Source organism: uncultured Polaribacter sp., assembly GCF_947501385.1.
Lineage (GTDB): Bacteria > Bacteroidota > Bacteroidia > Flavobacteriales > Flavobacteriaceae > Polaribacter.
This window is the reverse complement of sequence record NZ_CANMVP010000060.1, coordinates 1-3,628: the sequence shown is the minus strand read 5'-3', so window position 1 is coordinate 3,628 and position 3,628 is coordinate 1. Positions and strand designations below refer to the sequence as shown.

The following is a 3,628-nucleotide window of genomic DNA, read 5'->3' as shown; positions in this document are numbered from 1 at the left end:
GCTTGTTGAATCCAACCAAAATGTTCAAAATATAATAAGTAATGAACATTATATTTAGCGGTAAAACTTTTAGGGTTGTTTTTTTCTCGATGTTGATGTAATCGTAGTTTTAAATTATTTGTAACGCCAGTGTATAAAACTGTTTTGTTTTTATTTGTAATGATGTAAACGTAAAAGTTGTAAATGCCTTCTTTGTGTTCTATCATTGTTTGGTTAATTTAATTCATTTTAAAATTTTGCAAACTTTTTTGCTTAATTATGTGAGATGCTTCCAGCATGACAAACTTGTTGCTAACAATATTTACTCTAAGTTTGCTGCTCTGGAAGAGTTTTTTCCATAGTTGTGTGGGATGCTTCCAGCATGACAAAATTGGGTGGGGATTGTTTGTATACAACTTATTCGTTTAGTTTGTCACTCTGGAAGAGTCACGCACATCTTTACTCAAAATAATGATTCAAAAATTTCATTTCAGGATTTTCATCTTGAATAAGATTTAATTTCTTTTGTCTAGTTAAATCTTTTATTTCCTTTTCTCTGACAATCGCTTGTTGAATCCAACCAAAATGTTCAAAATATAATAAGTAATGAACATTATATTTAGCGGTAAAACTTTTAGGGTTGTTTTTTTCTCGATGTGGATGTAATCGTAGTTTTAAATTATTTGTAACGCCAGTGTATAAAACTGTTTTGTTTTTATTTGTAATGATGTAAACGTAAAAGTTGTAAATGCCTTCTTTGTGTTCTATCATTGTTTGGTAAATTTAATTCGTTTTAAAATTTTGCAAACTTTGTTCCATAATTATGTGGGATGCTTCCAGCATGACAAAACTGGGTGGAAACTGTTTAACTGAATAATAGTTAAATTTCAACTAATTTTATTAAACCTGTAAAACCCCCATATTAAATTGCTTTGTAATAGGAGCGTGGTTTGCAGCTTCAATTCCCATAGAAATCCAAGTTCTGGTATCTAAAGGATTTATCACAGCATCTGTCCAAATTCTAGAAGCAGCATAATACGGAGAAATTTGTTTGTCGTATCTTGATTTTATTTTATCGAATAATTCGGTCTCTTTTTCTGGTGTAATTTCTTCACCTCTTTTTTTAAGAGAAGCCGTTTCAATTTGTAATAAAACTTTTGCAGCAGAATTACCACTCATTACTGCTAGTTCAGCAGAAGGCCAGGCAACAATTAATCTTGGGTCGTAGGCTTTACCGCACATCGCATAATTTCCAGCTCCGTAAGAATTGCCAATAACAACTGTAAATTTTGGTACAACAGAATTACTAACTGCATTGACCATTTTTGCACCGTCTTTTATAATTCCTCCGTGTTCAGATTTACTACCCACCATAAAACCAGTAACATCTTGCAAGAATACTAAAGGTATTTTTTTCTGATTACAATTGGCAATAAAACGTGTAGATTTGTCAGCAGAATCATTATAAATTACGCCGCCAAATTGCATTTCTCCTTTTTTGGTTTTTACTAATTTACGTTGATTGGCAACAATACCAACTGCCCAACCATCAATTCTTGCATAACCTGTTATGATTGTTTTACCATACCCTTCTTTGTACTGTTCAAACTCAGAATTGTCTACCAGGCGCTTTATGATTGCTAGCATATCATATTGTGCATTTCTTTCTTTTGGTAAAATTCCAAAGATATCTTCTTCTTTTTCTTTTGGTGGAAAAGATTCGGTTTTGCTAAAACCAGCCTTATCATAATCACCAATTTTATCAACTATAAATTTTATTTTGTCTAAAGCATCTTTATCGTCTTTGGCCTTGTAATCTGTAACACCAGAAATTTCACAATGTGTAGTTGCACCACCTAACGTTTCATTATCAATAGATTCTCCAATGGCGGCTTTTACCAAATAACTTCCTGCCAGAAAAATACTAGCTGTTTTGTCTACAATTAAAGCTTCATCACTCATAATTGGTAAATAGGCACCACCCGCAACGCAACTTCCCATCACTGCAGAAATTTGGGTTATTCCCATACTGCTCATTACAGCGTTGTTTCTAAAAATACGCCCAAAATGTTCTTTATCTGGAAAAATTTCGTCTTGCATTGGTAAATAAACACCTGCAGAATCTACTAAGTAAATAATTGGTAATCTGTTTTCTATGGATATTTCTTGCGCACGTAAATTCTTTTTTCCTGTAATAGGAAACCAAGCACCCGCTTTTACGGTTGCATCATTTGCAACAACAATACACTGTTTCCCTTTGATGTAACCAATTTTAACAATAACACCTCCAGAAGGACAGCCACCATGTTCTGCATACATATCATCACCTGCAAATGCAGCAATTTCTATAGATTTCGATTTTGAATCTAACAAATAATCAACCCTTTCACGAGCAGTCATTTTCCCTTTTTCGTGTTGCTTGTCAATTCTTTTTTGACCACCACCTAATTTTACTTTTAGAAAGCGTTTGCGTAAATCTGAAGCTAAAAGTCTGTTATAATCTTCGTTTTTATTGAAGTTGATATCCATAGGAATTCATTTCTAAGTTTGTGCTAAATTAAGAAATATTGTTGTGAAACTCCCACGGAAGATTTTGTATTCTTATAAATGTTTCTTAAACTTTTACTTGAAAGCTGAAACCATTTTTTACCTTCTCAACAGCGAGAAATTACCTTTTTTGTGAACGGTTGGTTTAGAGGTATCTGCGGGAATTAGTGTGATGTGAAACCAATAATCATCCGAAGAAAGTTTTTTTCCGTTGTAGGTTCCATTCCAACCTTGCCCGTCGATTGGAAGTTGTGCTACTAATTTTCCGAATCGATTAAAGATATTGATACTCGCATTTGGGTAAAATGTTTTGTTAGCGCCTTTAATTATCCAAGTATCATTTTTTCCATCGCCATTGGGTGTAAAGAATTTTGGAAACTGAATGACAGAAACTTGCAAAGTAGCATCGGGTGCACAACCATTTTTATCCTTTACAATGATGGTGTAAATACCGCCTTCTAAATCTTCAAAAATGGGTGCATCTTGAAATAAAGTCGTGGTGTTTTCATCATCATTTCTAAGGGCGAATTGGTAGTCTCCCAAACCTAAATTGTTGTTTACGGTATCTATTAAAATAGACAAATTGTTTTCGCTGCCAATGTTATTTCCTTCGTCTACAATCGTTACAAAACTGGCATTTAAAACTGCAGGATTCGATTCAGTAACCACAATCGTTTCTGCTCTTGTACAATTGGTTCCGTTTGTGGTGGTGGCAGTTACTGTATAATTTCCACCAGTGGTGATAGCTGTATCTTCATTTGTACTGATCAAATTTCCAGCAGCATTTCTCCATTCATAGGTATATATAGCTGAAGGATTTTCAACAGCAATGGTTAAAGGAGTATCGTTTAAACATAAAATTTGAGGAGAAGTGACCGTAAAGTCTGGTAAAGGATTTACAATGAGATCAAAAGTAGCATCGTCATTTACACAGAAAGTGGCCTTGTGTTGAATTCTTGCAAAGATGGTTTCCGTAGTATTTGAGTTTGTATATGGAGAACTTATCGGTAAATTCCCTGTAGCTACATCTGCTTGAGTATGGTGAAAAGTAACGTTAAAATCATCAGGATCTTGAGTGGTTCCTAATAAACCAGGAATCTGA

General features: G+C 33.9%; 4 protein-coding genes. All 4 read right to left on the bottom strand.

Features of this window, described 5'->3' with window-relative positions; genetic code table 11:
* A partial coding sequence (locus Q0998_RS19125) for a GIY-YIG nuclease family protein (RefSeq protein WP_299673016.1) occupies positions 1-206 on the bottom strand: 206 nt, incomplete at its 3' end.
* Positions 207-438: 232 nt separating this feature from the next.
* The gene (locus Q0998_RS19120; RefSeq protein WP_299673013.1) at positions 439-750 is read right to left on the bottom strand and encodes a GIY-YIG nuclease family protein; all 312 of its coding nucleotides are present in this window, start codon (positions 748-750) and stop codon (positions 439-441) included.
* A gap of 129 nt (positions 751-879) precedes the next feature.
* Complete coding sequence (locus Q0998_RS19115) at positions 880-2,508, bottom strand: carboxyl transferase domain-containing protein (protein WP_299673010.1); 1,629 nt, start codon at positions 2,506-2,508, stop codon at positions 880-882.
* 117 nt (positions 2,509-2,625) lie between these two features.
* The coding region (locus Q0998_RS19110; protein WP_299673007.1) for a T9SS type B sorting domain-containing protein at positions 2,626-3,628 on the bottom strand (1,003 nt) is incomplete at its 5' end.

Coding starts and splice junctions, on each gene's coding strand:
- Q0998_RS19120 (WP_299673013.1), bottom strand. CDS start 750: ATGATAGAACACAAAGAAGGCATTTACAACTTTTACGTTTACATCATT.
- Q0998_RS19115 (WP_299673010.1), bottom strand. CDS start 2,508: ATGGATATCAACTTCAATAAAAACGAAGATTATAACAGACTTTTAGCT.